Source organism: Ruegeria sp. CDSB086 (assembly GCF_059611065.1).
The window spans coordinates 586,182-611,579 of the sequence record NZ_JBXWOV010000001.1 but is presented as its reverse complement, the minus strand read 5'-3'; the positions used below and the strand labels follow the sequence as shown (position 1 = coordinate 611,579).

The 25,398-nt window shown below is 56.1% G+C and carries 29 protein-coding genes and 1 tRNA gene; 19 read left to right on the top strand and 11 right to left on the bottom strand.

All coding sequences use genetic code 11. The annotated features are described in order from the left end of the window. Positions 1 to 288, top strand: a complete 288-nt coding sequence (locus AC2FIO_RS03050) for a DUF1330 domain-containing protein (RefSeq protein WP_113790250.1) — start codon at positions 1 to 3, stop codon at positions 286 to 288. A 366-nt stretch (positions 289 to 654) separates the two neighbouring features. Then, positions 655 to 1,278 carry a transglutaminase-like cysteine peptidase gene (locus AC2FIO_RS03045; RefSeq protein WP_282168282.1) on the top strand — a complete coding sequence of 208 codons (624 nt, stop codon included), beginning with the start codon at positions 655 to 657 and terminating at the stop codon, positions 1,276 to 1,278. A gap of 145 nt (positions 1,279 to 1,423) precedes the next feature. Here the strand turns inward: AC2FIO_RS03045 and AC2FIO_RS03040 are convergent, their stop codons facing one another. The 3 genes from AC2FIO_RS03040 to AC2FIO_RS03030 all read right to left on the bottom strand — a co-directional run bounded on the left by AC2FIO_RS03040 (position 1,424) and on the right by AC2FIO_RS03030 (position 4,832). After that, the gene (locus AC2FIO_RS03040) at positions 1,424 to 2,272 is read right to left on the bottom strand and encodes a hypothetical protein (RefSeq protein WP_496695541.1); all 849 of its coding nucleotides are present in this window, start codon (positions 2,270 to 2,272) and stop codon (positions 1,424 to 1,426) included. Positions 2,273 to 2,602: 330 nt separating this feature from the next. Further along, a complete protein-coding gene (gene typA, locus AC2FIO_RS03035) occupies positions 2,603 to 4,420 on the bottom strand; it encodes a translational GTPase TypA (protein WP_282168284.1) in 1,818 nt (605 codons plus the stop codon). A gap of 76 nt (positions 4,421 to 4,496) precedes the next feature. Beyond that, on the bottom strand, positions 4,497 to 4,832 hold the full coding sequence (locus AC2FIO_RS03030; RefSeq protein WP_282151243.1) for a DMT family transporter: 336 nt from the start codon (positions 4,830 to 4,832) through the stop codon (positions 4,497 to 4,499). A gap of 205 nt (positions 4,833 to 5,037) precedes the next feature. Here AC2FIO_RS03030 and AC2FIO_RS03025 point away from each other — a divergent pair, with 205 nt between their 5' ends. Continuing rightward, positions 5,038 to 5,169 carry a hypothetical protein gene (locus AC2FIO_RS03025; protein WP_472723796.1) on the top strand — a complete coding sequence of 44 codons (132 nt, stop codon included), beginning with the start codon at positions 5,038 to 5,040 and terminating at the stop codon, positions 5,167 to 5,169. A gap of 53 nt (positions 5,170 to 5,222) precedes the next feature. On the opposite strand, the gene AC2FIO_RS03020 is transcribed toward AC2FIO_RS03025, so the two are convergent. From AC2FIO_RS03020 to AC2FIO_RS03010, 3 genes are read right to left on the bottom strand one after another with little or no spacing between them, the layout of a single operon-like run. After that, positions 5,223 to 6,380 carry an HD domain-containing protein gene (locus AC2FIO_RS03020; RefSeq protein WP_496695538.1) on the bottom strand — a complete coding sequence of 386 codons (1,158 nt, stop codon included), beginning with the start codon at positions 6,378 to 6,380 and terminating at the stop codon, positions 5,223 to 5,225. Then, a complete protein-coding gene (locus tag AC2FIO_RS03015; RefSeq protein ID WP_058271680.1) occupies positions 6,377 to 6,622 on the bottom strand; it encodes a hypothetical protein in 246 nt (81 codons plus the stop codon). The genes AC2FIO_RS03020 and AC2FIO_RS03015 overlap by 4 nt, the downstream gene beginning before the upstream one ends. Continuing rightward, positions 6,622 to 7,275, bottom strand: a complete 654-nt coding sequence (locus AC2FIO_RS03010; protein WP_058271679.1) for an alpha/beta hydrolase — start codon at positions 7,273 to 7,275, stop codon at positions 6,622 to 6,624. The genes AC2FIO_RS03015 and AC2FIO_RS03010 overlap by 1 nt, the downstream gene beginning before the upstream one ends. A gap of 177 nt (positions 7,276 to 7,452) precedes the next feature. Here AC2FIO_RS03010 and iscR point away from each other — a divergent pair, with 177 nt between their 5' ends. The 9 genes from iscR (at position 7,453) to AC2FIO_RS02965 (ending at position 15,085) form a co-directional block, all read left to right on the top strand. Further along, positions 7,453 to 7,911, top strand: coding sequence for a Fe-S cluster assembly transcriptional regulator IscR (iscR, locus tag AC2FIO_RS03005; protein ID WP_058271678.1), 459 nt, complete (start codon positions 7,453 to 7,455; stop codon positions 7,909 to 7,911). Positions 7,912 to 7,971: 60 nt separating this feature from the next. Beyond that, positions 7,972 to 9,015 (top strand): cysteine desulfurase family protein, encoded by a 1,044-nt coding sequence (locus tag AC2FIO_RS03000; protein ID WP_496695535.1) that lies wholly within the window; start codon positions 7,972 to 7,974, stop codon positions 9,013 to 9,015. A gap of 17 nt (positions 9,016 to 9,032) precedes the next feature. Continuing rightward, positions 9,033 to 10,553, top strand: coding sequence for a Fe-S cluster assembly protein SufB (sufB, locus tag AC2FIO_RS02995; RefSeq protein WP_058271676.1), 1,521 nt, complete (start codon positions 9,033 to 9,035; stop codon positions 10,551 to 10,553). A gap of 71 nt (positions 10,554 to 10,624) precedes the next feature. Further along, the gene (gene sufC / locus AC2FIO_RS02990; protein WP_170557265.1) at positions 10,625 to 11,380 is read left to right on the top strand and encodes a Fe-S cluster assembly ATPase SufC; all 756 of its coding nucleotides are present in this window, start codon (positions 10,625 to 10,627) and stop codon (positions 11,378 to 11,380) included. Continuing rightward, the gene (locus AC2FIO_RS02985; RefSeq protein ID WP_496695532.1) at positions 11,380 to 12,660 is read left to right on the top strand and encodes a SufB/SufD family protein; all 1,281 of its coding nucleotides are present in this window, start codon (positions 11,380 to 11,382) and stop codon (positions 12,658 to 12,660) included. Before sufC ends, AC2FIO_RS02985 begins: the two co-directional genes overlap by 1 nt. Next, on the top strand, positions 12,660 to 13,145 hold the full coding sequence (locus tag AC2FIO_RS02980) for a YIP1 family protein (protein WP_058277968.1): 486 nt from the start codon (positions 12,660 to 12,662) through the stop codon (positions 13,143 to 13,145). Before AC2FIO_RS02985 ends, AC2FIO_RS02980 begins: the two co-directional genes overlap by 1 nt. Next, positions 13,142 to 13,708 carry a Yip1 family protein gene (locus AC2FIO_RS02975; protein ID WP_496695531.1) on the top strand — a complete coding sequence of 189 codons (567 nt, stop codon included), beginning with the start codon at positions 13,142 to 13,144 and terminating at the stop codon, positions 13,706 to 13,708. The genes AC2FIO_RS02980 and AC2FIO_RS02975 overlap by 4 nt, the downstream gene beginning before the upstream one ends. A 13-nt stretch (positions 13,709 to 13,721) precedes the next feature. Next, entirely contained in the window at positions 13,722 to 14,942 is a 1,221-nt protein-coding gene (locus tag AC2FIO_RS02970; RefSeq protein ID WP_496695529.1) for a cysteine desulfurase, read from the top strand. Positions 14,943 to 15,008: 66 nt separating this feature from the next. Continuing rightward, positions 15,009 to 15,085: transfer RNA gene (locus AC2FIO_RS02965), tRNA-Arg, on the top strand. A gap of 110 nt (positions 15,086 to 15,195) precedes the next feature. Here AC2FIO_RS02965 and AC2FIO_RS02960 read toward each other — a convergent pair. Continuing rightward, positions 15,196 to 16,290, bottom strand: a complete 1,095-nt coding sequence (locus AC2FIO_RS02960; RefSeq protein ID WP_496695527.1) for an NAD(P)/FAD-dependent oxidoreductase — start codon at positions 16,288 to 16,290, stop codon at positions 15,196 to 15,198. Between the two features lie 74 nt (positions 16,291 to 16,364). Between AC2FIO_RS02960 and AC2FIO_RS02955 the strand changes: the two genes are divergently transcribed. Next, complete coding sequence (locus AC2FIO_RS02955; RefSeq protein WP_282118412.1) at positions 16,365 to 16,700, top strand: winged helix-turn-helix transcriptional regulator; 336 nt, start codon at positions 16,365 to 16,367, stop codon at positions 16,698 to 16,700. Between the two features lie 83 nt (positions 16,701 to 16,783). Here AC2FIO_RS02955 and AC2FIO_RS02950 read toward each other — a convergent pair whose 3' ends face one another. Together AC2FIO_RS02950 and mepK are read right to left on the bottom strand one after the other, a co-directional pair. After that, a complete protein-coding gene (locus AC2FIO_RS02950) occupies positions 16,784 to 16,960 on the bottom strand; it encodes a hypothetical protein (RefSeq protein WP_496695525.1) in 177 nt (58 codons plus the stop codon). Between the two features lie 285 nt (positions 16,961 to 17,245). Continuing rightward, entirely contained in the window at positions 17,246 to 17,815 is a 570-nt protein-coding gene (gene mepK, locus AC2FIO_RS02945) for a peptidoglycan L,D-endopeptidase MepK (RefSeq protein ID WP_113790634.1), read from the bottom strand. Between the two features lie 83 nt (positions 17,816 to 17,898). Here mepK and AC2FIO_RS02940 point away from each other — a divergent pair, with 83 nt between their 5' ends. The 5 genes from AC2FIO_RS02940 to AC2FIO_RS02920 are packed head-to-tail and all read left to right on the top strand — an operon-like array spanning position 17,899 to position 22,409. Further along, complete coding sequence (locus AC2FIO_RS02940; protein WP_496695523.1) at positions 17,899 to 18,156, top strand: hypothetical protein; 258 nt, start codon at positions 17,899 to 17,901, stop codon at positions 18,154 to 18,156. Between the two features lie 13 nt (positions 18,157 to 18,169). Further along, positions 18,170 to 19,774, top strand: a complete 1,605-nt coding sequence (locus tag AC2FIO_RS02935) for a L,D-transpeptidase family protein (RefSeq protein WP_496695522.1) — start codon at positions 18,170 to 18,172, stop codon at positions 19,772 to 19,774. A gap of 35 nt (positions 19,775 to 19,809) precedes the next feature. Continuing rightward, a complete protein-coding gene (gene lpxD / locus AC2FIO_RS02930; protein ID WP_282118415.1) occupies positions 19,810 to 20,901 on the top strand; it encodes a UDP-3-O-(3-hydroxymyristoyl)glucosamine N-acyltransferase in 1,092 nt (363 codons plus the stop codon). 32 nt (positions 20,902 to 20,933) lie between these two features. Beyond that, the gene (locus tag AC2FIO_RS02925; RefSeq protein WP_058271604.1) at positions 20,934 to 21,191 is read left to right on the top strand and encodes an acyl carrier protein; all 258 of its coding nucleotides are present in this window, start codon (positions 20,934 to 20,936) and stop codon (positions 21,189 to 21,191) included. 9 nt (positions 21,192 to 21,200) lie between these two features. Continuing rightward, positions 21,201 to 22,409, top strand: a complete 1,209-nt coding sequence (locus AC2FIO_RS02920) for a beta-ketoacyl-[acyl-carrier-protein] synthase family protein (RefSeq protein WP_282168295.1) — start codon at positions 21,201 to 21,203, stop codon at positions 22,407 to 22,409. A 63-nt stretch (positions 22,410 to 22,472) separates the two neighbouring features. Here the strand turns inward: AC2FIO_RS02920 and AC2FIO_RS02915 are convergent, their stop codons facing one another. Next, the gene (locus AC2FIO_RS02915) at positions 22,473 to 23,081 is read right to left on the bottom strand and encodes an invasion associated locus B family protein (protein WP_109311523.1); all 609 of its coding nucleotides are present in this window, start codon (positions 23,079 to 23,081) and stop codon (positions 22,473 to 22,475) included. A gap of 432 nt (positions 23,082 to 23,513) precedes the next feature. Here AC2FIO_RS02915 and AC2FIO_RS02910 point away from each other — a divergent pair, with 432 nt between their 5' ends. Beyond that, a complete protein-coding gene (locus AC2FIO_RS02910) occupies positions 23,514 to 25,055 on the top strand; it encodes a helicase HerA-like domain-containing protein (protein WP_496695519.1) in 1,542 nt (513 codons plus the stop codon). A gap of 42 nt (positions 25,056 to 25,097) precedes the next feature. Here the strand turns inward: AC2FIO_RS02910 and AC2FIO_RS02905 are convergent, their stop codons facing one another. Further along, complete coding sequence (locus tag AC2FIO_RS02905) at positions 25,098 to 25,349, bottom strand: hypothetical protein (protein WP_282118418.1); 252 nt, start codon at positions 25,347 to 25,349, stop codon at positions 25,098 to 25,100. Between the last annotated feature and the right edge of the window lie 49 nt (positions 25,350 to 25,398).

The window sequence follows — 25,398 nt, the reverse complement described above, 5'->3', positions numbered from 1 at the left end:
ATGGCTGCACTCTGGATTGCCCACGTCACCGTGACGGATGCGGACGCATATGCGAAATACGCGGAGCTCGCAGGGCCTGCGATTGCCAAGCACGGCGGGGCGTTTATTGCCCGCGCTGCACGTTACGTCCAACTGGAAGGGAAGGAGCGTCCGCGCAATGTGGTCGCCAAGTTTCCGTCCGTCGAGGCCGCGGTCGAGTGCTATAATTCACCGGAATACCAGCAGGCCCTGGACCACGCGCGCGGCGCAAGTGAGCGTGAACTGGTGGTTGTAGAAGTTACCGACTGAAAATGAGCCCGGTCTGGTCGGTGGATTTTCCGCCGATCAGATACATTCATGGGCGGAATTCAGCCGAACTGTTCACAAGTGAAGTGAACGGTATTGTGGCAATTTTGGACGCACACGAAATCTATGTGATTCCAGCATCTTACTTTATTTTGACACGAGTTGCCGGGTATCTTCCCGCCTAGATTGTGGCGCGTTGCCCTCAATTCCAGCGCGAAATGGTCTTAATGAGTGACGAATTTCCGCCTTTTTTCCCCTTCACGTTCGCCCCAGATTGTACAAGCGCTACCGTATACCGTTAGTTGGTTCTAATCGCACGCGGTCCCGTTTGTCGACAATCGTCGAGTGAACAGGGATCGAGGTACAGGCATGAAATCGGAAGATATCGGACTCCAAGCTGCTCTCGGGCGGTTAAAAACATATTCAGGTCGGGCAGTGGGGATTGCCGTATTGGTATGCGGGGCGACGCTTGCCGGGTCCCAAGTGGATGCGAGCGAGGGCAGCTTCATCCGAACCCTCGCGGCGTCCCCTCCGCCTTCGGGCGCGCAGCAATTGTGCCGTCAGTATGCTTGGGCATGTGCCAGTAAGGCGTCGGTGCGCATGACGTCACAGCAGGAAATGCAGATCATTGAGCGGATCAACCGTCAGGTCAACGCAACGACGCGCGCGGTTACGGATCAGACGCAATACCGTACCACCGAGCGGTGGGCTTTGCCGACAACGCGCGGCGGGGATTGCGAAGATTTTGCTCTTTTGAAGAAAAGAGATCTGATCAGGGCAGGTGTTGATCCTAACAAATTGCTGATCGCGACGGTGTTGGATACGCGCCGGAACGCACATGCAGTTCTTGTCTATCGCTCCGCTCGGGGGGATCTGGTGCTGGACAATTTGACCAATCGGATAAAACCATGGTCGGCCACGCGGTATTTGTTCCTTCGGATGCAGGATCCGACTAAGCCAAGCAATTGGGTCGGTGTTTACGGAAGAAGCTAAGGCTTTCAACTCATCTATCAGATTATGCATCGCAAAAGGGGCGACACGATAGTCGCCCCTTTGTTTTTCAGACCGAACGTCGAGACGTATTCGGCATTTTTCATGGCATAGCCTAAGTATTCAGGCTGCTTTGCATTTGGTCGCGTCAGAGGGTACCGCCGCTGCCATCGGCGCCGCCGCCACCGGCACCGCCGCCGCTGCCATCGCTGCCACCGCCGCCGTCACCACCGCCGCTGCCATCGTTGCCGCCGCCGCCGTCACCGCCGCCGCTGCCATCACTGCCACCGCCGTCATTGCCGTCGCCATTGCTGCCACCATTGCCGTCGCCATCATTGGAGTTTCCACCGCCATTGCTGCCGCCGTTGCCGTCGCCGCTGTCGGAGTTTCCACCACCATTGCTGCCGCCGTTGCCGTCACCGCTGCTGGAGTTTCCGCCGCCGTTGCTGCCGCCGTTGCCGTCACCGCTGCCGGAGTTACCGCCACCGTTGCTGCCGCCGCCGCCGCTACCGCTACCGGAGTCCGCGCCGCCATTGCTGCCGCCGCTGCCATTGCTGCCGCCGCCGTTGCTGCCGCCGCCGCCATCGTCGGAACCACCGCCGCCGCCGCCATCGTCGGAACCACCGCCGCCGCCACTGCGGCCGTCGCCGCCATTGTCGCCTTCGCCACCATTTGTCGACGAACCTGAACCGCCCGAGCCGCCACTGCCACCGGTGTTACCTGCGGATGCGCCGCTGCGGCTCACCGAGTTGTTGTCATTGTCATCATTTCGATCGGTTCGAACTGTCGCCGTTGGGATGTCGGACAAAATGGCCGCGAACAGGGGGCACGTCTGGGACGTGCGGGCTAAGATGTCCTCAAAGTCGGCACGACGCTGAATGTAACGCAGCATCCGCTTGTCGACGACCTTGCAACTACAAAGCGTTTCGGTGGATACAGATTGCCGGGCTGTTTTGACATTACAAACCTCAGCCGCATAAGCCGTGCTTGTTGCCATTAATGGGAATGCCGCGGATAAAAATACAAACGAATATAAACGGGACCTTACGCGCATAGCGCTACTCCTTTAAACTCATTACCAACACCTTTGAATTAAGTAATTGTGCCACAGATTTGACAAAAATACAGCTGTATCTTGCCTCATTTTTTTGACGGGTGTCTGCAAAAAAAGCGGGGAAGTATGCAACCTATTGGTGAAACTATATGAAAAACAACAAAAAAGCCCGTCGCAGGGACGGACTTTTTTTGGTAGATTTAGCCATCTAGGAAGCAAAAATGTCACAATTGAGGCATTGTAGCCCGCAAAGAAACAATGCTCTGGGTCGGATCAGGCCGATCTTGCCATCCGTTTCCGTTCGTGCGGGTCAAGGTAACGCTTGCGCAACCGAATGGCGTTTGGAGTGACCTCAACCAGTTCGTCATCATCGATATAGGCAATCGCCTCTTCCAGAGAATACTGGATATGAGGTGTCAGGCGGACGGCGTCATCGGAACCGCTGGCGCGTACGTTGGTCAGTTTCTTGCCTTTGAGCGGGTTCACCTCAAGGTCGTTATCGCGTGAGTGCTCGCCGATGACCATGCCCTGATACACGTCGGTTTGCGGGGCAACAAACATCCGGCCGCGCTCTTCCAGGTTCCACAACGCATAAGCCACGGCCTGTCCGTTTTCCATCGAGATCAAAACCCCCGCACGACGACCCGGGATCGGGCCTTTGTGGGCCGCCCAGCCGTGGAACACACGGTTCAGAACACCGGTGCCGCGCGTGTCGGTCAGGAACTCGCCGTGATATCCGATCAACCCGCGCGACGGTACATGCGCGATGATACGGGTCTTGCCAGCGCCGGCCGGACGCATTTCGGCCAGTTCGCCTTTACGCGCGCCAGTGATCTTTTCGATCACCGAGCCTGAATATTCATCGTCGACGTCAATAGTGACCTCTTCGATGGGCTCCATGCGCTGGCCGTCTTCCTCGCGGAACAGAACCTGCGGACGTGAGATGCTGAGCTCGAACCCTTCACGGCGCATGTTCTCGATCAGAACGCCCATCTGCAATTCGCCACGGCCAGCAACCTCAAAGGCATCGCCGCCAGGTGTGTCGCTGATGCGGATGGCAACGTTCGACTCGGCCTCTTTCATCAGGCGGTCGCGGATAACACGCGACTGAACTTTCTTGCCGTCCCGACCGGCCAGCGGCGAGTCGTTGATGCCGAAGGTCACAGTGATGGTTGGCGGGTCGATGGGTTGTGCGGGCAGGGCTTCGTCAACCTGCGGCGAAACCAACGAGTCGGCCACAGTTGCCTTGCTCATGCCTGCAATGGTGACGATGTCACCGGCTTCGGCCACGTCGATGGGCTGTTGGGCCAGTCCGCGGAACGCGAGGATTTTCGAAGCGCGGAAGTTTTCGATCAGCGTGCCATCGCGGCTCAGCGCCTTGAGGTTGTCGCCCGCTTTCAAAGTGCCGCTTTCCACACGACCGGTCAGGATGCGACCGATGAACGGATCGCTGCCCAGCGTCGTGGCCAGCATGCGGAAGGGTTCTTCTTTGTTTTCGACCTGTTTTGGGGCAGGGACGTGATCGACGATCAGATCGAACAAGGCGGTCAGGTCCTTGCGCGGCCCGTCCAGCTCCATATCTGCCCAGCCGGAACGGCCTGAGGCATACATGGCAGGAAAATCCAGCTGATCGTCGTCAGCGCCGAGGTTGGCGAACAAGTCAAAGCATTCATCAAGTGCACGGTCGGGTTCAGCGTCGGGTTTGTCGACCTTGTTCAGCACTACGATGGGACGCAGGCCCAGCGCCAACGCCTTGGACGTCACGAATTTGGTCTGCGGCATCGGGCCTTCGGCGGCGTCCACCAACAGGACAACACCGTCGACCATGCTGAGGATCCGCTCAACCTCGCCACCGAAATCGGCGTGGCCGGGGGTGTCAACGATGTTGACCCGGGTGCCTTTCCATTCGACCGAGGTCGCTTTGGCAAGGATGGTGATGCCGCGTTCGCGCTCCAGATCATTGCTATCCATGGCGCGTTCGGCCACCGCCTGGTTTTCCCGGAACGCACCGGATTGTTTGAGCAGCTCATCCACCAGGGTCGTTTTACCGTGGTCCACGTGAGCGATGATTGCGATATTGCGCAGGTCCATGAGAGGTCAGCCTTTGAACGGGAAGTTGCCGCGCGCATAACGCGGATTGACTGAATAGGCCAGCCCTAACCGGTCGTCAGTGGCCCGCTGTGCTGGAAAACAGGTGAATGATCAGGATTCCGGCCAATATCATCGCCAAACCGAGCACCGCAGGCCAGTCCAGGCGCTGACCAAAAACAATGAAGCCTATTATGGCGATCAGAACGATCCCCAAGCCTGACCAAATGGCATAGACGATGCCGACCGGCATAAATTTCAGGGTGAGGCCCAGTAAGTAAAAAGCAACTCCGTAACCCACGACAACCAAAACAGAGGGCCAAAACCGGCTGAACTGCTGGCTGGCCTGCAGCGCCGTTGTGCCAATTGTTTCGGCGAAAACCGCCAGCAATAGGATGAGATAGGCTTTGGGCACGGCAGGTCTCGATTCAGTTGCAGTTGGGGAGGTTGACCACAAATTCCCGATTCCCGACAAGGGGAATTTGAACGGATATCGGGAAAAGTTCGGTGCCGGAAGCACCGGCGTTGCCTACCGAAGAGGTCAGGATAACCATACTGTTTCAAAGAGAAAAATTCTGATATGAAATGGGTGGTTTTTAGTTTTCTTTTATGAGTTTTCAATGACGAAATTTGCGATATCCGTGATCGTTGCTTCGGCATTCATAGTGGCGCTTGGGTGGCTTGCGGGCGGGGGGTCCGTCGACATAAACGCAGCCAGTGGTGTTGAGCGGTTTGAAAGTTTTCAGGTTTAAGTGCCTGCCGGAACGATTGGAAAAGGGGCCTTTGCGCCCCTTTTTCTATTGGCTCAACCTACAGTGTTTTCTGAAAAATACGTACTCAGTTGCGGTCGCAACCATGACCACAGCGCCGGTGCGCCGCGATTGATCGGCGTTCCAACACGGCGTTCGATCTGGGCAAACGTCACGTTGTAATCGACCCAGGATCCGCCACCTGTTTCAAGGTTCCCGACTGGGGTTTGAAACCGATCGATCGCCTTGGCAAATCGCGCGTCTGGTGACTCGGCGGCTTCGAACTCCTCCCAAAGCATTCGGAAGGCGTGCTGCGGTGCCTCGGGCAACAACCCGAACAACCTGTCGGCTGCTGCCTTTTCCTCGGCTTCTTGTGCGGCGTGGTCGACTTGACCGTGGATGGGGTGATCTCCGGCATCAATTTCGACGATGTCATGCAGCAGAAGCATTTTCAGGACTTGGTCCAGCGATACACCGGGCTGCGCGTATTCCGCCAAAACCCAAGCAAACAGCATGATGTGCCAGGAATGTTCGGCCGAGTTTTCAAACCGATCATCAGACAACAGGCGCGAGGCGCGGTAAACGGACTTCAGGCGGTCTGCTTCAGTCAGAAAAGCCAGCCGTTCAGAAAACGCAGTTTCGGGCGTTGACTGCGCGTGCAGCATGGCGCTGGCCAGAGCGTGTGCTTGGGGGAATTCCCGTGCCAAATACGCGGCGCGACCACTGCAGAGGTTTTCCCGCGCTACTTCAACATGATCCGGGTTGGGGGTTGGCGAACACAAGACTTGAAACAGCGGTTGGCATCGGTCCAGATACTTGGCGAATTTCGCGTCCGGCGTCGTATCGGCCTCGAACTCTTCCCACAGGGCTTGAAACGCAGACGTCTGATCGTCCGGCAAGAGACTAAACAACTCGTCCGCCGCCGCGCGCTCGGCGCGTTCCACGGCGTTCCAATCGGTTTCCAGGTGAATGGGGTGATCGCCGACGATGATCTCGACCAGATCGTGCAACAGCAGCATGCGTATGACGCGGTTAATGTTAACGTCGTCACCCGCCAACGGCTCCATCGTCAATGCCCATAAGGCCAGGTGCCAGCTGTGTTCTGCAGAGTTTTCAGGGCGGGACCGATCCAGGAGCGCATTGGCGCGATCGACCGACTTCAGCCTGTCCGCGCGTTTCAGGAATTCAAGTTGCGCGGACAGTCTTTCAGTCATTTCTTTTCAATCGCTTTCACCTGGGATCGATGTTTGGTCAGTGCGTCGATGACAAACTTGCGCGCTTTGCGTTCAGCGATGCGTACACGCATTTCGGTCAAAAAGGCTTCTTCCAAGGTCTGGGAGGAGGCGCCCAAAAGCTCTCCCACCTCGACAAAGAAACGATCATTGCCGGTTTCGTCCATCACCTTCATTGTGTCCTCGGCCAGTTTGGCCGCAAGCGTTGTGATGGTATTCGACATTAGCGCGTGTTCTCGGTCAGGCGACGCTTCACATAGTCACTGACATCGGTGATCAGCGTGTCCATGTGACGGTCCTGGAAGAAGTGATCAGCACCCTCAACCTCGTTATGGGTGATGGTGATGCCTTTTTGTTCGTGCAGTTTGTTGACCAGCGACGTGGTGTCGGCGGGCGGGGCCACACGGTCGGACGAGCCGTTGATGATCAGGCCGGACGAAGGGCAGGGGGCCAGGAATGAGAAGTCATACATGTTGGCTGGTGGCGACACGCTGATAAAGCCCGTAATTTCGGGGCGGCGCATCAGCAGCTGCATTCCGATCCAGGCACCGAACGAGAAGCCGGCAACCCAGCAGTGCTTGGAGTTGTTGTTCATCGATTGCAGATAATCCAGCGCTGACGCGGCATCGCTCAGCTCACCGATGCCCTGATCGTATTCGCCCTGGCTGCGGCCCACGCCGCGGAAGTTAAAGCGCAACACGGTGAAGCCCATGTTGTAAAACGCATAGTGCAGATTGTAGACCACCTTGTTGTTCATGGTCCCGCCGAATTGTGGATGCGGGTGCAGCACGATGGCAATCGGTGCGTCTTTTTCCTTTTGCGGGTGGTAGCGGCCTTCCAGGCGGCCTTCGGGTCCGGGAAAAATCACCTCGGGCATGTGTGCTTTGGTCCTGTCTTTTTCTTCCTGATGCCATGATATACTTGACGGTAATCGTAAGGCACTTTAGAACGGTTCTAATTATGATGCTTTGCGCTAGGCGCTGCCTGTCGGAGATACGCACTGGCGGCGGCGGCGTCAATGTTTTCGCTTATAACCTGCCATGAGGGAAAGACAATGAAGCTTTCGACAAAGGGTCGTTACGCGATGGTTGCACTGGCTGATATTGCTCTACAGCCCTCGGACCGCTTGGTGACGCTTAGCGAAATTTCCGAACGTCAGGATGTCTCGCTTCCTTATCTTGAACAGCTTTTCGTCAAATTGCGCCGGGCCGAACTGGTTTCGTCCGTACGTGGACCGGGCGGCGGGTATCGTCTGGCGCGGCCTGCTTCCGAGATTCGGGTGGTCGAAGTTCTGGCGGCGGTGGATGAAACCGTGGACGCGCTGCAAAAAGGTGCCGGGGCATCCGGGGCATCCTCGGGCAGCCGGGCGCAGTCTTTGACCAACCGTCTATGGGAAGGTCTCAGTGCGCATGTCTACGTTTTTTTGCACCAAACGCGCCTGTCTGACGTGATCAAGAACGACTTGGCCCCGTGCCCGGCAGTTCCCAGTCTGTTTTCCATCGTTGATGAGTAATCTAATGCTGTTTGCCTTTTGGGTTTCTTCCCCGCTTTGCGACCAGGAAAAGATGTATCCATGAATCGTGTTTATCTGGATCATAACGCAACAACACCGCTGCGCCCCGAGGCCGGCCAGGCCATGGTGGCGGCGATGGAATTGTGCGGGAACCCTTCGTCCGTTCACGCCGAGGGCCGTGCGGCCAAGGCTCTGATCGAGCGGGCAAGGGCGCAGGTTGCAGCCGCATTTGGTGCGGATGGGGCAGACGTTGTGTTCACATCAGGTTCGACCGAAGGGGCAGCGCTGACATTGATCAATCGTGATTTGCACGGGTCCGCGATTGAGCATGACGCGATCAGATCATGGATCACCGAAGACTTGCCCGCGTCGCAATCTGGTCAGGTGGACGTGTCAAACCCCCAGCAGTCGACCCTGCAATTGGCGAATTCCGAGACGGGGATTGTCCAATCGTTGCCAAACGGATTGGCGGTGACAGACGCGACACAGGCCTTTGGCAAATTGCCGGTGGCTTTTAATTGGCTGGGCGTCCAGATGGCGTTGATTTCGGCCCATAAGCTGGGCGGCCCGAAAGGTATTGGCGCGGTGGTGATGAAACGTGGCACTGAACTGCCTGCAATGATCAAAGGCGGTGGGCAAGAGATGGGCCGACGGTCAGGCACCGAAAATGTCATTGGAATCGCGGGGTTCGGGGCGGCAGCTGAAGCTGCGGCGCGGGATCTTTCAAATGGTATCTGGGAACAGGTTCGTGAATTTAGAAATATTCTAGAAAATGCCCTTGAGGCTGGTTCTAAATCTACTATTTTTGTCGGGAAAGGTCAGGACCGCCTTCCGAATACCTCGTGTTTCGCAACCCCCGGCTGGAAGGGCGAAACGCAGGTCATGCAGATGGATCTGGCAGGTTTCGCTATCAGTGCAGGTTCTGCCTGTTCCAGCGGCAAGGTCCGGGCAAGCGCGGTGTTAACCGCGATGGGTTTTGATGAGGTCACAGCAGCAAGCGCGATCCGCGTGTCTCTGGGACCTTTGACCACTGAAGAAGATGTGCTGCGTTTCGCCGAAACGTGGCTTGAAAAAGAAAAGAAGCATCGCGCGCGCGCCGCGTGATCTGACGGAGGTGTCATATGGCCGCTTTGGACCAGACCCAGGTAAAAGAAGGTGTCGATCAGGAAACCGTGGACGCGGTACGCGAGGTCAGTACCTACAAATACGGTTGGGATACCGATATCGAGATGGAATATGCTCCCAAGGGCGTAAACCCGGATATCGTCCGGCTGATCTCGGAAAAGAACGAAGAGCCCGAATGGATGACGGAATGGCGTCTGGCGGCCTTCGAACGCTGGACCAAGATGGATGAGCCGAACTGGGCTATGGTCCACTATCCCAAGATCGACTTTCAGGACCAGTATTACTATGCCCGTCCCAAGTCGATGGAGGAAAAGCCCAAATCGTTGGATGAGGTCGATCCCAAGCTTCTGGCCACATACGAAAAGCTTGGTATCCCGCTGAAAGAGCAGATGATTCTGGCCGGTGTCGAAGGCGCCGAGGATATGCCTGCCGAAGGTCGCAAGGTGGCCGTGGATGCGGTGTTCGACTCGGTTTCAGTTGGCACAACGTTCCAGGACGAGCTGGCCAAACACGGCGTGATCTTCTGTTCGATTTCCGAGGCGATCAGGGAGCACCCTGAACTGGTCAAAAAATATCTTGGCACTGTTGTGCCTGTTTCTGACAACTTTTACGCCACGCTGAACTCGGCCGTGTTCTCGGATGGCTCGTTTGTCTACATCCCACCGGGCGTCCGCTGCCCGATGGAACTGAGCACCTACTTCCGCATTAACGCGGAAAACACGGGTCAGTTCGAACGCACACTGATTATCGCGGACAAGGGTTCTTACGTTTCGTATTTGGAAGGCTGCACCGCGCCGCAGCGCGACACGGCCCAGCTGCACGCGGCCGTTGTTGAGATCATCATCGAAGAAGATGCTGAGGTGAAATACTCGACCGTTCAGAACTGGTTCCCCGGGGATGAAAACGGCAAGGGCGGTATCTATAACTTTGTGACCAAGCGCGCCGATTGCCGGGGTGACCGGTCCAAGGTGATGTGGACCCAAGTGGAAACCGGATCCGCCGTGACCTGGAAGTACCCGTCCTGCATCCTGCGCGGTGACGAAAGCCAGGGTGAGTTCTACTCGATCGCCATCACCAACAACATGCAGCAAGCCGATACCGGCACCAAAATGGTGCATCTGGGCAAGAACACCAAGTCGCGCATCGTGTCCAAAGGGATCAGCGCGGGTAAAGCGCAGAACACCTATCGTGGTTTGGTCTCAATGCATCCCAAGGCAAAGGACAGCCGCAACTACACCCAGTGTGACAGCTTGCTGATCGGTGATAAATGCGGGGCCCATACGGTGCCGTATATCGAGGTCCGCAACAATTCATCGCGCGTGGAACATGAGGCGACGACATCCAAGGTAGATGACGATCAGCTGTTCTACTGCCGTCAGCGCGGCATGGACGAGGAAGAAGCCGTGGCGCTGGTCGTTAACGGGTTCTGCAAGGACGTCCTGCAGGCGCTGCCGATGGAGTTTGCCATGGAAGCGCAGCAGTTGGTGGCCATCAGCCTTGAAGGATCAGTGGGTTAACCCCGCATTCCTCTGAATTTAGAACATATTGGGGGCCGGATGGCCCCTTGCGGTACGCAAAAGGACAAAAAATGCTGGAAATCAAAAACCTGCACGTGAAGCTTGAGGAAGAAGAAAAGCAAATCCTCAAAGGTGTCGATCTGACGGTTGAGGCCGGAAAAGTACATGCGATCATGGGGCCGAACGGCTCGGGCAAGTCAACGCTCAGCTATGTGCTGTCGGGCCGCGATGGGTACGAAGTGACCGAAGGCTCTGCCACGCTGGATGGTGAGGACCTTTTGGAGATGGAGCCGGAAGAACGCGCTGCTGCGGGTGTCTTCCTAGCGTTCCAATACCCTGTTGAGATCCCGGGTGTTGGCAACATGACCTTCCTGCGCACGGCCGTGAACGCTCAGCGCAAGGCTCGCGGCGAAGACGAATTGTCTGCTGCCGACTTCCTGAAAGAAGTGCGCGCCAAGGCAAAATCGCTGAAAATCGACGCGGACATGCTTAAGCGTCCGGTAAACGTTGGCTTCTCAGGCGGTGAGAAGAAGCGGAACGAAATCCTGCAGATGGCGATGCTGGAACCCAAGATGTGCATCCTGGACGAAACGGATTCGGGTCTGGACGTCGATGCGATGAAACTGGTGGCCGAGGGGGTGAACGCGCTGCGTGATGAAGGCCGTGGTTTCCTGGTCATCACCCACTATCAACGCCTGTTGGACCACATCAAACCTGATGTTGTGCATATCATGGCGGACGGTCGCATCGTTAAAACCGGTGGTCCCGAACTGGCGTTGGAAGTTGAAAACAACGGTTATGCCGACATCCTGGCCGAGGTGAACTGATGGCTTTGCCCGAAGTAAAACAAACCGCGACCGAGGCGCGGCTGGCCACGCTGACCATGCCCGAAGCCGGCTGCACCCGAGCCGCGCGCGAAGACGCGCTGGCGCGAGTGCTGGAAATGGGTCTGCCGGGGCGGCGCGACGAGTATTGGAAGTACACGCGCCCTGACACCCTGATCTCGGCCGAGCAGCCGCATGCAGCATTGTTCCACTCAGACGAGCCGCTGCTGTTTGGCAATCTCGACCGGTTGAAGATCGTTTTCATCGACGGTGTGTTCAGCGCTGAAGACTCGGATGATTTAGAGCTGGAAGGTGTCAACATCGACCGGATTGAGGACATCTGCTGTAAGGATATTCACTGGGCCAAAGAGTTGTACGGCGTTCTGGAATCGCGCGGGCAATCCCCGGTTCAGCGGCCGTTGGCTGCTTTGAATACCGCCTTTGCCGCAGATGGCGTTGCGATCCACGTCACCGGTAAGCCGACCAAGCCGATCAGCCTGATCTATCGCCATGAGTCCGAGACCTCGGACGCCATGCTGCACCACATCATCCGTGTTGAAAGCGGCGCTGAGGTGACGGTTCTGGAAAACGGTCCTGCGGCATCGCGGTTCAACAAATGTATCGAGATCGACATCGCCGATGGCGGTACGTTGCATCACGTGCGCGCACAGGGCAGGGACCATGAACGTCGCGCTGCGACTCACATGTTCACGCGGTTGGGACGGGAATCTGTCTTTAAGTCCTTCACGCTGACGGTAAATGGAGTTTTGACCCGCAACGAACAGGTGATCGAACTGACCGGCGACGACGCAATTGCTCATGTGGCAGGCGCCTGCGTAGGTGATGGTGATTTCCACCATGACGACACGGTTTTCGTTACCCACGACGCGGTGAACTGCGAAAGCCGTCAGGTCTTTAAGAAAGTTCTGCGCAACGGCGCGACCGGCGTGTTCCAGGGTAAGATCCTGGTCAAGGAAGGCGCACAGAAGACTGATGGATATCAGATCAGCCAGTCCTTGCTGCTGGATGACGACAGCCAGTTCCTCGCTAAGCCCGAGCTTGAGATCTATGCCGACGATGTTGCGTGTTCGCACGGCTCGACCTCGGGTGCGATTGATGAGACGGCGCTGTTTTACCTGCGTTCGCGCGGGATTTCGGTTAAGGACGCCACCAATATGCTGACGCTGGCATTTTTGGCCGAAGCCGTCGATGAGATCGAGGATGAGGTATTGGCTGATGCCATTGTGAACCGCCTTGAAGGCTGGCTGTCGCGACACATCTGATGCCTTTGACCTCGGATATCGTGGCTACCTATCGGGGGCCGGGTCGTGTCGTGCGGCGGCTTCTGGATCTTGGCCCGCGCGAGGACAGGGCGCTGATGTTTGTCATGGCGTTTTGCATCGTTGCATTCATCGCGCAATTGCCCAGCCTTGCGCGACGCGCGCATATCGAAGGGCTAGAGCTGGATATGCTGATGGGAGGTGCCTTGATGGGCACTGTCATTATTCTGCCTCTGTTTTTCTACCTGCTGGCCTTTGTCTCATACGGTGCGGCCCGATTGGTTGGCGGTCAGGGGACGTCTTATGGCGCTAGATTGGCTCTGTTCTGGGCGCTATTGTCCTCAACACCTCTGGTTTTGTTGAATGGTTTGGTCGGCGGTTTCATAGGATCTGGCCCGGCCCTGACACTCGTCGGGATCGTCTGGTTCGCAGTGTTCCTGTGGTTCTGGCTGGCAGGTCTCAGTCAAGCGCAAAGGCGGCAAGAATGAATCCCACTGGCTTTGTTGATCTTGCGATTTTGACCCTGACACACCCCGCCCAAGCGGCCCGGCGCCTTTTGGACATGCGCCCGGGGCGAGAAATCTTATGGCTTTCTTTCTTTCTGGCCGTGGTGCTCAACGGCCTTGTGCAACTGGGTATTGATCATTTGCTTCCAGTCCCCGGTGATGAATCCGTACCCCCACCTACGCCTGTATTCCTGGGTCTGGTCCGATCTGCCGGCGCCATGCTGCTAAGCGTCGGGGCATTCCTGTTCGTAGGGAGGTTTCTGGGTGGCCGCGCAACATTCGATGACATCCTGACGCTGACCATCTGGCTGCAGTACCTTCAGATCGCTGCGATAGTGATCACGCTGGTCATTACGATCGTGCTGCCGTTTTTGATGCTGATGTTTTTGCTGGCCACGGCGATTATCAGCCTTTACGTCACGCTCCATTTTCTGAATGAAGCGCACCAATTCGGTTCGCTTGCTAAATCCTTCGGGGTCATCGTGTTATCTGCTTTGATTGCAGTGCCCTTTGTCCTCGCATTAACGCCCGGCGGCCCCGTATAGGGAATAGAAGACCATGTATGACGTGCAGAAAATCCGCTCAGACTTTCCAATCCTGTCTCGGGAAGTGAACGGCAAGCCGTTGACCTATCTGGACAATGGCGCATCGGCGCAGAAACCGCAGGTCGTGATTGATGCGGTGACACGGGCATATTCCGAAGAATACGCGAATGTTCACCGCGGCCTGCATTACCTGTCCAATCTGGCGACCGAAAAATACGAATCCGTTCGCGGAACCATCGCCCGTTTTCTGGGCGCGGCGGACGAAGATGAGATTGTCTTGAACTCGGGCACGACCGAGGGGATCAACCTGGTCGCCTATGGCTGGGCCATGCCGCGCATGGAGGCCGGAGATGAGATCGTGCTGAGCGTGATGGAACACCACGCCAATATTGTCCCCTGGCATTTTCTGCGCGAACGTCAGGGCGTCGTCCTGAATTGGGTCGATGTGGACGCAGATGGTGGGCTTGACCCGCAGGCCGTGATCGACGCGATCGGTCCCAAGACCAAGCTGGTTGCAGTAACGCAGTGTTCGAACGTGTTGGGCACAGTGGTTGACGTCAAAGCGATCACAGAAGGCGCACATGCGAAAGGCGTTCCGGTGCTGGTCGATGGCAGCCAGGGCGCTGTGCACATGCCCGTCAATGTCGCCGATATCGGCTGCGATTTCTATGCAATTACTGGCCACAAGCTTTATGGCCCTTCGGGGTCGGGTGCGATTTACATCAAATCCGAACGCATGGCCGAGATGCGCCCCTTTATCGGTGGCGGCGACATGATCAAAGAGGTCAGCAAGGACCAGGTGATCTACAACGACCCGCCAATGAAGTTCGAGGCCGGAACGCCCGGTATTGTCCAAACCATCGGTCTGGGTGTTGCGCTGGATTACATGATGGATCTGGGGATGGAAAATATCGCCGCTCATGAGGCCGGGTTGCGCGATTATGCTATGCAGAGACTGACTGGTCTGAACTGGTTGCAGGTTCAGGGCACACGCCCGGACAAGGCCGCAATCTTCAGCTTTACGATGGACGGGGCAGGGCACGCGCATGATGTCTCGACCATTTTGGACAAGAAAGGCGTGGCTGTCCGTGCCGGTCATCACTGCGCTGGTCCTCTTATGGATTTCTACGGTGTCACCGCGACTTGCCGCGCAAGCTTTGGTCTGTACAACACCACGGACGAGGTCGACATACTGATCGACGCGCTGGAATTGGCACACGATTTGTTTGCGTGAAACCTGGCCGATCCGGAAAGATTTGCAGTTGCACCCGGATCGGATCAAGGTTAGCTAACGGCCAAGGCACCTGTAGCTCAGCTGGATAGAGCGCTGCCCTCCGAAGGCAGAGGCCAGAGGTTCGAATCCTCTCAGGTGCGCCATTACTTTTAATGGCTGACGGCTAGTTGGGTTATGATTTTGCCCTCTTAAGCCCGCTTTCGCTTCGGCTTTCAATAGATTAGGCCGGGAAATGCACCGCTCAGACCTTCTGCTATCGTGAAAGACCAAATGCCTTGCGATACTTTGGGATAAAGAGCTCTTTTCCTTTCATCTTGCGGGTGATCCAATCGCCAACAGTCGCAAAGAGCCAACTATTGCCGACATGAGGTCCCAGCGGAACGAGGATCGGTGCCTTCTTCCAAGGCGCATAGGGTTTTTGATCTTCGACCGCTTGTCCCTTCAACACCTGCTTCAATGTCTTGATCAACCATGGGTTTTGCCTAGTGATCGCGACAATCGTCATACCGTCTCCTATGTCGGCGATGTCGCCCGCAATGAAGACATTCGGAAAATTTGACGGGCGCATCCACTTGTCGGTTTTGATCCGGCCGGATGGTACAGCGTTCACCCCAGGCATAGTCTGGATCAAGGTCGTATTTGGTTTTGATCCGACGACCGGAAACACCAGATCAACGGAGACAACCCGACCATCGGTTAGTTTCACCGAACCCGCGTAAGGCATGTCCATGCGCTGTAAATCCTCGACTCTTTGATCAAGCACGACAGATACACCGGCGCGTTCAAGTTTGCGTTTGATCTGGCTGCCAAACCTAGCAGGGTACATCGGGAAAAGGGTATAGTCCGACGAAATCAAAGTGATGTCCTTGTCCGGTCGTGCCGCAGCAATTTCACCCGCCAGTTCTGTGCCAACAGCACCAGCCCCGACGATTGCCACCGATTTCGCGGCTGCCAATTGCGCGCTGACGTCTGCGCTGGTCTGGCGAAAATCATCAATGCTGTCGCCCGATGGTTTGAACGGTGCTGCATAGGACGAACCTGTGGCCACGACGATAAAATCAGCCGGATAGACACTGCCATCTTCCAGGGTCACTTCGGTTTGAGACACCGATACAGCGCGGCCACGCACGACCCGCCCGTTCTTTAGCAAGCGATCATACGGCAGAACGATCTGATCCAGCAAAGCAGGATCCAAGAGCGCCCGGATTGTCGCCGGCGGCTGCACAAAAGCTTCGCGTTGCTCGATCAGTGTGACATCTGCATGTGCATCCAATTCTTTGGCAACTTCAAAGCCGACATATCCGCCACCAACAATCACTACCTTCTTCTTGCTCATCCCAATCCTCATTGCATTTGGGTGTTCCGGGCAGTAGTTAGAATTACATGATCAAAACGACAAGTACGGTCATTTAGGATACTGTCATGACAACTCTCGAATCGAAAGAGAATTGCCTTATTGAGCCGTTGATCGAAGCGATTTCGGGTAAGTGGAAACTTTTGATTGTCTATTGGCTGGCCCAGGAAACCTCGCGGTTTAATCAGCTTCAGCGAAACCTTGGCAGCATAACGCACCGGACACTGACCCGCCAGCTAAGTGAGTTGCAAGAAGCGGGCTTTGTTTCACGCAAAGACTTCAAAACCATCCCGCCCCATGTGGAATACAGCCTGACGCCTTTAGGGCAAAGCTTGATACCTCTGCTGCAGGCCATGCATGACTGGGCGGCGAGCAACGCAGATCTGCTGCACGATCCGAGATGATGGCACTGTAGTAAGCTAAACCGCGATAGCAGGCGTGCTGGCGCCATTGCTCGGAATGAAGCCCGGATGCCGGACAGAAGCAATTATACCAGCACTAAGAGCAGATAGGCGGCAAGGGCCACTACAATGGAAAACAGAACCACCGGCGGCGGTCTATCAGTATCCTTGAGTTCTTGCTGAAACGAACCGGCATAATACGCCAGATAAAGCGCGGCAATCAGCAGGAACAATGCTATTACTTTGGCGACAATCGAAATCATTAATCTTTCCTCTAACGCCGCAATATGACTCCTTTCTCATAAAAAATCTCTTCATAAAATCGCGATATTTTTCATCATGTTATATGAAAATTCGCGAGAAGTGCGCGCTGGCCCACCTAAGAATGACGTTTTCAAGCCCGTGAGAATACCTTTCAGGCAGCCAATTCCGGTCTTGTAAGTGCGGCAATCAGCGATCCCGTATCCGGGCAAAACCTGTACGCTGGTAGTCCAAAAAACAAAGAGCGCCCAAAGGCGCTCGTCGTTGAGAAACAGTTTGGGAGTCTTTCAGCCACCCCAGCTGCGAACCTCGCCGCAATCCATATGGACAAAGTTCGAGCGGTGATACTTGCCGACACCGCCAGCACGGCAGGACATGGCTGCTTTGGCCATCTGAGATACGGAACGGGAGGACAGGCGCAAGTCTGCAGCCTGGCCTTTCATGTGCAGCGAGTTCTTGGCCACACGACGCGAACGAGACCGCAGCATTGCATTGGTTTGGGGGGAACGGTAGCCGGACAAAAGAGTGTAGGGCTCATTCACGTCCAGAAGATTATGAGAGGCTGCCATGATGTCGATGGTGCGCAGATCCATGGATTTGGCCTGATCAGTACGCCAGTCGCGCATGAAGTGGTTCACTTCTTTGACAGCGTCCTTGATGTATTTTCCGTCAACCCAATATATCATATCAAGCCGTTCGCCCGTGCGGCCCGAATACATACGGATACGACGAATATCGCCGCCACCGCGCAAAAAACCTGCTGCATTGGAATAAGTCGGTGCTGCTACAACTGCTGTTGCAGCGAATGCGCCCAATAGGGCACGCCGGGTCAAGCCCGATGTACTGCTCGTGGTCATTTCGTTTCGTCCCGTACTGTTCCTGCCTGCACACGATGTTACGCGCGCGATCTTAATTTTTTCCCATCCCAGATGCGGGATTTATGACACAGTACGAAATGCCAGCCAAGAAATCTTTCACATTCATCTTTTCAAGGGGGAATTTTCGGCGATTTTTTGCGCAGGTGATGCAAATCGGTATAGTATTGAGGCAATTAGGCGTTGGCGCAACGCAGCCGATGCAAACGCGCATCAGGCTCGGATGGATGCTTTGGATTGATGTATTTGTGAATGGACAAAAGGTCCAGCTGAAAACCATATTCGTTCGGAACGCGCCTCAGAACGCGCAAAGTATCGAATAATCAAGGTCATCCCATGCGAGCACTTTACCGGTTGCCTAAAAGTCTTATCTTCGCCGCTTGCATTACGGCGTCTGCCTCTGTGGCAAGTGCCCAGTCTGCACCCGGAACGGCATTTCAAATGGCTGTGGCCGAGTTTGCGCCTGCAGGTTCAGGTCTGGCAGAGTTCTATCGTACCAACGCCTTTGCCCCAATATGGGTGGGCGACACGCCTGAGCATGAAGCGCGCAGAGCGCGGTTGATAAAGGCGTTATCTTCCACAAACCTGCATGGCTTGCCCGAAGGGGGCTATGACGTTCAGTCGATCGTATCAAAAATGCAGGACGCCAGATCGCTGCGGGATTTGGGTGCGGTTGAAATCGAATTAAGCAAGGCGTTTGTCAGCTATGCAAGTGATCTGTATTCAGGCGCATTGCGTCCTGCGCAGATTGACGATGGGCTGGTCCGCACAGTGTCGCGTCGGTCGGCCAATGACCATTTGCAGGGCCTGCTTACTGCGGAGGGTGACGCGTATTTCGATCTGCTTGCACCGCAATCCACCCAGTACCGCGCGTTGATGAAACAGAAGATCGCGCTTGAGGCATTGGTCAACCAAGGCGGTTGGGGTGCAGGTGTGCCTGTGGGTAAGTTGGAATATGGCGATACCGGATCTAATGTAATTAAGCTTCGTAACCGTCTGATTACGATGGGGTATCTAAGCCCGACCGCAAGTCCCGAATTCGATGAGGCAATGCTGGCTGCTATCAAAGACTTCCAGCAGGCGCACGGTCTGGCCACCGATGGTGTCGCCGGTGAGGGCACGATCACCGAGCTTAACCGCACGGCGTCCGAGCGTTTGAAGGCCGTTTATGTTGCACTGGAACGCGAACGCTGGTTGCCGCGTGAACGGGGTGAGCGGCACATTCTGGTCAACCAGGCCGACTTTTCGGCCAAGATCGTGGACGATGGCCGGATTACCTTTGAGACCCGCGCCGTGATTGGTAAGAACGTGCATGACCGTCGCAGCCCGGAGTTTTCGGACGAGATGGAGCATATGGTCATCAACCCCAGTTGGTATGTGCCGCGCTCGATCATCACCAAGGAATATCTGCCAAAACTGCAGTCAAATCCGAACGCCGTTGGCCACATCCAGATCACGGATCGCAGCGGTCGTCTGGTTAATCGGGGCGCGGTTGACTTCACCCAGTTCAACACAAGAAACTTCCCGTTTGCCATGCGTCAGCCCCCCAGCAAAAGCAACGCGCTGGGGTTGGTAAAGTTCATGTTCCCCAATAAGCACAACATCTATCTGCATGATACGCCTCAGAAATCTCTGTTTGCACGTGAGACGCGAGCGTTCTCGCACGGGTGTATCCGGTTGGCGCAACCCTTCGAGTTTGCCTATGCACTTTTGGCCAAACAGGAAGAGGACCCAAAGGCGTTTTTCCACCGTATATTGGCGTCCGGCAAGGAAACGACTGTCCCGCTGGAACAGCATGTTCCAGTACATCTGATCTATCGCACCGCCTATGTCGGTCCGAAAGGTGAGGTTCAGTACCGCCGCGATGTCTATGACCGGGACCGGAAAATCTGGGACGCTCTGCAGAAAGCAGGGGTAGCCCTGCCGGACGTTCAGGGGTAATCACCGGGGCAGGTCCTTAATTCGGGAAGCCCGTCATGCAGTACACTATTCAGCAAATCGCCGAAGCCTTGGGCGCGGACTGTCAGGGTGAACTTGGCCTTATTATAGAGCGCGCCGCAGAACCGGTCGATGCCCGGCCGTCTGACCTGGCAATGGCGATGTCGCCGAAATACGCGGACGCGCTTAGCACGGGTGCCGCCCGCGCCGCCGTTTTGTGGGAAGGTGCGGATTGGCAGGCTCTGGGGCTGGAGGCCGCGATTTTTGTGCCGCGTCCACGCATGGCGATGGCGGGTATCACGGCAATGCTGGATCGCGGGCAAGGAGTGCAGCCGGGCATTCACCCCTCTGCCGTAATCGACCCAACGGCGGAGATAGGCGAGGGTGCCTCGATCGGCCCATTGGCGGTTGTTGGTGCCGGTGCGTGTATCGGCAAGAATGCGGTCATCGGTCCACATTGCGTGATCGGTCTGGATGCCGTTCTGGGCGACGACGCGTTTCTGCGCGAGATGGTGAGTATCGGAGCAAGGGCTCAGATCGGTGATCGTTTCATTGCGCAACCCGGCGCTAGGATCGGCAGTGACGGTTTCAGCTTTGTGACGCCCGAGGTATCAGGCGTGGAAAACGCCCGCAAATCCATGGGCGATCAGGGTGAAGCCCGGGCGCAGAGCTGGCTCCGCATTCATTCTTTGGGTGCTGTCGAGATTGGCGATGATGTCGAAGTCGGTGCGAATTGTACCATTGACAATGGAACCATCAGGAACACCCGCATCGGCGATGGTTCAAAGCTCGATAACCAGGTTCATATCGGGCACAACACCCGTGTTGGGCAGGATTGCCTATTATGCGGGCAATCCGGTGTGTCCGGATCAGTTGAAATTGGAAACAACGTTGTTTTGGGCGGACAGACCGGAGTGTCGGACAATATCTTTATCGGCGATGGTGTGATTGCGGGCGGGGGCACAAAAATCCTATCCAACGTTCCCAAAGGGCGCGTGGTTATGGGCTATCCCGCCATCAAAATGGAAACGCATACAGACATTTACAAAGCGCAGCGCCGGCTGCCGAGATTGGCACGTGACGTTGAGGCGCTGAAAAAGGCTGTTTCCAAACAGCCTCCGAGCGATTAAATCAACCTCAACATGATAATTAGAGGATCGACATGAGCATCAGCGACCGCGTCATCGCAATCATTGCAGAGCAGGCCGTGCTGGAGCCGTCGGATGTGACACCCGAAAGCACGCTCGAAGATCTGGGTATCGACAGCCTTGGACTGGTCGAGAGCATTTTTGCCATCGAGGAAGAGTTCGATATCTCGATTCCGTTCAACGCAAACGAGCCGAGCGCCAGCGACTTCGACATCTCGAATGTCGCGGCCATCATCACCGGTATCCAAAAGCTGGTGTCGGAAAAGGTCTGACATAATCCTATGAAACGCGTCGTTATCACCGGGGCCGGTACAATCAATTCACTGGGCCATTCGGTGCCTGATACGTTAGAGGCTATGCGCGAAGGGCGCTGCGGTATCTCTGCGCTTGAATTTCGCGATGTTGAAAGACTGGCCATTCAGATTGGTGGTCAGGTCCGCGGGTTCGAGGCCGAGGGGCGGTTTAACCGCCAGCAAATGACCCTGTATGACCGGTTCACACAATTCACTCTGACAGCGGCCAAAGAAGCAATTGATCAATCCGGGATCGAATTCCATGGTGACCTCGCGGCCCGCTCGGGCGTTGTGTTGGGAACCGCTGGTGGAGGCGTTTCGACCTGGGATGACAACTACCGTTCCGTTTACGAGGATGGCAAAAACCGGGTGCACCCGTTTGTCGTTCCCAAGCTGATGAACAATGCGGCGGCCAGTCACGTCTCGATGGAGCATAACCTTAAGGGCCCCAGCTTTACGGTGTCGACGGCCTGTGCCTCGTCCAACCACGCAATGGCGCTGGCGTTCCAGATGGTACGCAGCGGTGCTGCTCCGGCGATGCTGACCGGTGGGTCAGAGTCGATGTTGTGTTTTGGTGGTGTCAAAGCCTGGGAAGGGCTGCGTGTCATGTCCAAGGACGCCTGCCGCCCGTTCAGCGCGAATCGTAATGGCATGGTGCAAGGCGAAGGCGCAGGTGTCTTCGTGTTCGAAGAATTCGAGCACGCCCGCGCCCGTGGGGCTGATATCCTGTGTGAGGTCGTGGGTTTTGCGATGTCGTCAGATGCGTCGGACATTGTCATGCCCAGCAAACAGGGCGCTGCGCGTGCCATGTCGGGCGCGCTTGCGGATGCAGGGTTAAGCGCGGACAGTGTTGGATATATCAACGCGCATGGAACCGGCACCGCGGCCAATGATAAGACGGAATGCGCTGCCGTGGCCGGTGTCTTTGGTCCTCATGCGGACGAACTGATGATATCTTCGACCAAGTCGATGCACGGCCACCTTATCGGCGGCACCGGCGCGGTCGAACTGCTGGCCTGTATCATGGCACTGCGGGATGGCGTGATCGCTCCGACCATCGGCTATGAAGAGCCGGACCCCGAATGCGCGCTGGATGTCGTGCCAAACGAAGCCCGCGAGGCGAAAGTGGACGTAGCACTGAGTAACGCCTTTGCATTTGGCGGGCTGAATGCGGTAATTGCCTTAAAACGCATATAAATGCTGATTTCAAACAAAGACGCCGCCGGTAAAACCCGGCGGCGGTCTTAGCTTAGCGAAACCTCAGTTCTGCAGAACTTTCAAGCCTTCAAAACCTGCTGTAAAGCCTGACAGCGATACTTCAAGTTGCAGCAGTTGGTTTGGTGCGAGAACTGACACAAGCGACAAGGTCGCTTTGGTTCCGACCTTCATTGCCTCCACGTCGCCCTCGGTAAAGCCCATCTGCGCGACACAGCCAACGGGGTTACAGTGATGGTAGTCATAGCGCTTGCCCGGAGCACCATCGATCGAAAGCGCCAGCTGCGCCTGTAGCATCGTTTCTAGCGGGACAACCACAGTTGCTCCGGCAACCGCGGCCACGCCTTCGGGCAGTTTTTCCAGAGTGATTTCCGCGATCGGCTGGCCTTGCTCGCCAGTCAGGATCTGACGCATCGCGCAGGGATCTTCGTCGGCATCGGTCTTGATGCACAGGATCGCCCAGTCGCCTTTTTCTTCCTTGACGTATTGTTCGCCGTTACGCGGACCGGTTTCACCCAGGTCCAGATCGTTGCCGATCTGAGTTTGCGAGGTCTGGGGTTGTTGTTCGGTTTCCTGCGTCGTTTCCTGAGCGTATGCGACTCCGCACCACAAAGAAGCGGTCACCAGGCTGACTGAAAGGGTGTTCTTGATCATGATTGCCTCGGTCTTATGTTGGACTTTTTCACTCGTCTATCACCCTTGTCCAACACTGTCAGGGGCTAAGGTGGGTCATTTCAACATGTGAACGGTTTTTCGCCGGGTTATCGGAAATCTAGCGCGACGGCAAAAAGAACAAAGGGAGCCGGTGGAGCGGCTCCCTTCTAAAAATTTTCTCCCCGTCGGACTGGCCGACTTATTTATGCGCAGACGTTACGAAAGGCAGGGGCATCGGTCAACTGAAAACCTGAAATTTTAATGTAACGGCCATGATTTGTGAAAAAAACCGCGCCCGAAGGCGCGGTCAGTCGACAGGGAGGAAATATGCCGCCCCGTAACCTTAGCGACGTGGGCAGCAATTAGACTTTCGCAGTTAAAGGTTAACTTTGTATGCTGGCCGCAGATCGGTGGAAATAAGGCCTTACATTCATGGACCAAAACATATTCTTGGGCGGCGGTGGCAACGACTACAGCCAGCCGCAGTCGCTGACGCTGAAGTATGCCAACCGTCACGGCATGATCGCGGGGGCGACGGGAACAGGTAAAACAGTGACACTGCAAATTCTGGCCGAGGGGTTTTCCCAAGCTGGTGTTCCGGTATTCCTGTCTGACGTCAAAGGGGACCTGTCCGGTCTGGCCAAGGCGGGGAGCGAAGGCCACAAGCTTCACCAGGCGTTTCACGATCGCGCCCAGCGGATCGGATTTGCCGATTATACGTATGGCGCGTGCCCGGTTACGTTCTGGGATCTGTTAGGGCAACAGGGACATCCCGTTCGTACAACAGTAACCGAGATGGGACCTCTGCTGCTGTCGCGCCTGATGGATCTGAGCGAAGCACAAGAGGGCATTCTGAACATCGCGTTCCGGGTGGCAGACGAAGAGGGCTTACCGCTACTAGACCTCAAAGACCTTCAGTCCTTGCTGGTCTGGATTGGGGAAAATAGGGCTCAGTTGTCTTTACGCTATGGCAATGTCTCAACCGCTTCGATCGGGGCCATTCAACGCCGCCTGCTTGTGCTGGAAAACCAGGGCGGCACCAAACTGTTTGGTGAACCCGCGCTGGAATTGGCCGATCTGATGCGCGTGGATGAAAACGGGCAGGGCGTCGTGAACATCCTTGCTGCCGACAAGCTGATGGGGTCACCGCGTCTGTACGCAACATTCCTGCTGTGGCTGCTAAGCGAGCTGTTCGAAGAACTGCCCGAAGTTGGCGACCCGGACAAACCCAAACTGGTGTTCTTCTTCGACGAGGCGCATTTGCTTTTCGATGATGCGCCCAAGGTTCTGGTGGACAAGGTCGAACAGGTCGCCCGCCTCATTCGCTCCAAAGGTGTGGGCGTCTATTTCATCTCTCAGAACCCGGCGGACGTTCCGGAAGACATTCTGGGTCAGCTAGGCAACCGGGTGCAGCATGCCTTACGCGCATTCACGGCGCGGGATCGCAAGAATCTGCGGCTTGCAGCAGAAACCTATCGTGAAAACCCAGCCTTCGACACCGAAGAGGCGATCCGTGAAGTTGGTGTCGGTGAGGCCGTGACCTCGATGTTGCAGAAAAAAGGCGTGCCAGGGATCGTAGAACGCACTTTGATCCGCCCGCCCGGAACGCAACTGGGTCCAATCACCAAGGCCGAGCGGAAAGCGCTTATGGATGCGTCAGCGATGAAAGTGAAATACGGGCAGTTGAAGGACCGGAAATCTGCCTTTGAAATCCTTCAGTCCCGCGCAGATGCAGCAGCGCAAGCCGCGGCCGAAGCCGAAGAACAGTTGGAAACACAATCCACGGCCGAGCGTGAATTTGCGACAGCAAGACGCTATTCCGGCAGCCGGGTCGGGCGGTCATCCTCTCGCGTGATGCGTAAGAAAGACACGTTCGCAACTGCGATGAGCGAGGCCGTGATCAAGGAACTGAAAGGAACAACCGGACGCCGCATTGTTCGCGGCATTCTGGGCGGTTTGTTCAAAGCCAGATAAGGGTTGTGCCGGGCAGAAATCTTCTACCCGGCGCGCATTCTGTTACTTCAGACGGCGCTGACCTTCTTGGCGGCAGTAGGCATCCGCCTCGGGAACCGACATCTTGGTTGCCGGGAAGTTGATCGCCCGATCCCAGGTCACACGGTCCTGACGATACAGCTGGCAGGTGACTTCGCCCTTGGGCGTCTGCACCTTGACCGGGGTGGATTCCAGATCTTCGGGTGAGGGAATACAACCGGCCAGCGTTACGAACAGCGGGACGATAAGGGCTATTTTAGTGAAGGAAGTATTCATGTGCACTCTTCTTATACTCGTATGTTTCCCGAATGATCGCGGGCCAAGG

Coding starts and splice junctions, on each gene's coding strand:
- AC2FIO_RS03050 (WP_113790250.1), top strand. CDS start 1: ATGGCTGCACTCTGGATTGCCCACGTCACCGTGACGGATGCGGACGCA.
- AC2FIO_RS03045 (WP_282168282.1), top strand. CDS start 655: ATGAAATCGGAAGATATCGGACTCCAAGCTGCTCTCGGGCGGTTAAAA.
- AC2FIO_RS03040 (WP_496695541.1), bottom strand. CDS start 2,272: ATGGCAACAAGCACGGCTTATGCGGCTGAGGTTTGTAATGTCAAAACA.
- typA (WP_282168284.1), bottom strand. CDS start 4,420: ATGGACCTGCGCAATATCGCAATCATCGCTCACGTGGACCACGGTAAA.
- AC2FIO_RS03025 (WP_472723796.1), top strand. CDS start 5,038: ATGACGAAATTTGCGATATCCGTGATCGTTGCTTCGGCATTCATAGTG.
- AC2FIO_RS03020 (WP_496695538.1), bottom strand. CDS start 6,380: ATGACTGAAAGACTGTCCGCGCAACTTGAATTCCTGAAACGCGCGGAC.
- AC2FIO_RS03015 (WP_058271680.1), bottom strand. CDS start 6,622: ATGTCGAATACCATCACAACGCTTGCGGCCAAACTGGCCGAGGACACA.
- AC2FIO_RS03010 (WP_058271679.1), bottom strand. CDS start 7,275: ATGCCCGAGGTGATTTTTCCCGGACCCGAAGGCCGCCTGGAAGGCCGC.
- iscR (WP_058271678.1), top strand. CDS start 7,453: ATGAAGCTTTCGACAAAGGGTCGTTACGCGATGGTTGCACTGGCTGAT.
- AC2FIO_RS03000 (WP_496695535.1), top strand. CDS start 7,972: ATGAATCGTGTTTATCTGGATCATAACGCAACAACACCGCTGCGCCCC.
- sufB (WP_058271676.1), top strand. CDS start 9,033: ATGGCCGCTTTGGACCAGACCCAGGTAAAAGAAGGTGTCGATCAGGAA.
- sufC (WP_170557265.1), top strand. CDS start 10,625: ATGCTGGAAATCAAAAACCTGCACGTGAAGCTTGAGGAAGAAGAAAAG.
- AC2FIO_RS02985 (WP_496695532.1), top strand. CDS start 11,380: ATGGCTTTGCCCGAAGTAAAACAAACCGCGACCGAGGCGCGGCTGGCC.
- AC2FIO_RS02980 (WP_058277968.1), top strand. CDS start 12,660: ATGCCTTTGACCTCGGATATCGTGGCTACCTATCGGGGGCCGGGTCGT.
- AC2FIO_RS02975 (WP_496695531.1), top strand. CDS start 13,142: ATGAATCCCACTGGCTTTGTTGATCTTGCGATTTTGACCCTGACACAC.
- AC2FIO_RS02970 (WP_496695529.1), top strand. CDS start 13,722: ATGTATGACGTGCAGAAAATCCGCTCAGACTTTCCAATCCTGTCTCGG.
- AC2FIO_RS02960 (WP_496695527.1), bottom strand. CDS start 16,290: ATGAGGATTGGGATGAGCAAGAAGAAGGTAGTGATTGTTGGTGGCGGA.
- AC2FIO_RS02955 (WP_282118412.1), top strand. CDS start 16,365: ATGACAACTCTCGAATCGAAAGAGAATTGCCTTATTGAGCCGTTGATC.
- AC2FIO_RS02950 (WP_496695525.1), bottom strand. CDS start 16,960: ATGATTTCGATTGTCGCCAAAGTAATAGCATTGTTCCTGCTGATTGCC.
- mepK (WP_113790634.1), bottom strand. CDS start 17,815: ATGACCACGAGCAGTACATCGGGCTTGACCCGGCGTGCCCTATTGGGC.
- AC2FIO_RS02940 (WP_496695523.1), top strand. CDS start 17,899: ATGACACAGTACGAAATGCCAGCCAAGAAATCTTTCACATTCATCTTT.
- AC2FIO_RS02935 (WP_496695522.1), top strand. CDS start 18,170: ATGCGAGCACTTTACCGGTTGCCTAAAAGTCTTATCTTCGCCGCTTGC.
- lpxD (WP_282118415.1), top strand. CDS start 19,810: ATGCAGTACACTATTCAGCAAATCGCCGAAGCCTTGGGCGCGGACTGT.
- AC2FIO_RS02925 (WP_058271604.1), top strand. CDS start 20,934: ATGAGCATCAGCGACCGCGTCATCGCAATCATTGCAGAGCAGGCCGTG.
- AC2FIO_RS02920 (WP_282168295.1), top strand. CDS start 21,201: ATGAAACGCGTCGTTATCACCGGGGCCGGTACAATCAATTCACTGGGC.
- AC2FIO_RS02915 (WP_109311523.1), bottom strand. CDS start 23,081: ATGATCAAGAACACCCTTTCAGTCAGCCTGGTGACCGCTTCTTTGTGG.
- AC2FIO_RS02910 (WP_496695519.1), top strand. CDS start 23,514: ATGGACCAAAACATATTCTTGGGCGGCGGTGGCAACGACTACAGCCAG.
- AC2FIO_RS02905 (WP_282118418.1), bottom strand. CDS start 25,349: ATGAATACTTCCTTCACTAAAATAGCCCTTATCGTCCCGCTGTTCGTA.